This is a genomic window from Kitasatospora sp. NPDC036755, from assembly GCF_040636595.1.
Classification (GTDB): Bacteria; Actinomycetota; Actinomycetes; order Streptomycetales; family Streptomycetaceae; genus Kitasatospora.
The window spans coordinates 1-1,791 of sequence record NZ_JBEZUT010000643.1; the positions used below are offsets into that span (position 1 = coordinate 1).

The 1,791-nt window shown below is 69.9% G+C and carries 1 protein-coding gene and 1 pseudogene; both read left to right on the forward strand.

Annotated elements, in window-relative coordinates:
* A pseudogene (locus AB0E96_RS40855) lies at window positions 1-1,084 on the forward strand (cell division protein FtsH); the annotation flags it as partial.
* 106 nt (window positions 1,085-1,190) lie between these two features.
* Window positions 1,191-1,791 (forward strand): GTP cyclohydrolase I FolE (folE, locus tag AB0E96_RS40860; RefSeq protein ID WP_359831884.1); only part of this gene is annotated, 601 nt, incomplete at its 3' end.

Here is a 1,791-nt window from a genome sequence, read left to right on the forward strand (position 1 = left end):
CGCCGCCACCAACCGCCCCGACATCCTGGACCCGGCGCTGCTGCGCCCGGGCCGCTTCGACCGCCAGATCGCGGTGGAGCGCCCCGACCTCCAGGGCCGGCTGGACATCCTCAAGGTGCACCAGAAGGGCAAGCCGATCGCGCCCGACGTCGACCTGTCGGCCGTCGCCAAGCGCACCCCCGGCTTCACCGGCGCCGACCTGTCGAACGTCCTCAACGAGGCGGCCCTGCTGACCGCCCGTTCGGACAAGAAGCTGATCGACAACGGCATCCTGGACGAGGCGATCGACCGCGTCGTGGCCGGTCCGCAGAAGCGCACGCGGATCATGTCCGACAAGGAGAAGAAGATCACCGCGTACCACGAGGGCGGTCACGCCCTGGTCGCGGCGGCCTGCCAGTACAGCGACCCGGTGCACAAGATCACCATCCTGTCCCGCGGCCGGGCCCTCGGCTACACCATGGTGCTGCCGGACGAGGACAAGTACTCCACCACCCGCAACGAGATGCTCGACCAGCTCGCCTACATGATGGGCGGGCGCGCGGCGGAGGAGCTGGTCTTCCACGACCCGACCACCGGTGCCTCGAACGACATCGAGAAGGCCACCGCGACGGCCCGGGCCATGGTCACCCAGTACGGCATGACCGAGCGCCTCGGCGCGATCAAGTTCGGCTCCGACAGCTCGGAGCCGTTCCTGGGCCGCGAGATGGGCCACCAGCGCGACTACTCGGAAGAGGTCGCCGGGCTGGTCGACGAAGAGGTCAAGAAGCTCATCGACACGGCGCACAACGAGGCCTGGGAGATCCTGGTCGAGAACCGCGACGTGCTCGACAACCTGGTCCTGGAGCTCCTGGAGAAGGAGACCCTCAACAAGGAGCAGATCGCCGAGGTCTTCGCCCCGATCGTCAAGCGCCCGGCCCGGCCGGCCTGGACGGGCTCCGCCCGCCGCACGCCGTCCACCCGGCCCCCGGTGCAGTCCCCGAAGGAGCTGGCGCTCACCAACGGCGCCGCCTCCGGCGAGACCGCTCCGGTGGACGTCGTGAAGCTCCCGCCGCTGCCGGCCACCGAGCCGCCGACCGAGGGCTGACCCCGCTTCCGCAGGGAATGGATGCCGTGTCACCAGGGTTTGTACCCTGGAGGCGCGGCATCCGTGCTGTTCAGCCAGAGTCTTCCCACACCTAAGCGAGGCCCGCATGATCGACCCGGTGACGTTGGACGGTCCGCCCGCCGTCGGTACCTTCGACCAGAAGCGGGCCGAGAACGCCATCCGCGAGCTGCTGCTGGCCGTCGGGGAGGACCCGGACCGCGAGGGTCTGCTGGAGACCCCGGCCCGGGTGGCGCGTGCCTACAAGGAGATATTCGCGGGCCTGTGGCAGGAGCCCGAGGACGTCCTCACCACCACCTTCGACCTCGGCCACGACGAGATGGTGCTGGTCAAGGACATCGAGCTGACCTCGGTCTGCGAGCACCACCTGGTGCCGTTCCGCGGCGTGGCCCACGTCGGGTACATCCCGTCCACCAGCGGCAAGATCACCGGGCTGTCCAAGCTCGCCCGGCTGGTCGACGTCTACGCCCGCCGGCCCCAGGTGCAGGAGCGGCTGACCAGCCAGGTGGCCGACGCCCTGATGCGGATCCTGGAGCCGCGCGGGGCGATCGTCGTGGTCGAGTGCGAGCACATGTGCATGTCGATGCGCGGCATCCGCAAGCCCGGCGCCAAGACCATCACCTCCTGCGTGCGCGGCCAGCTGCGCGACCCGGCCACCCGGGCCGAGGCGATGAGCCTCATCATCGGCC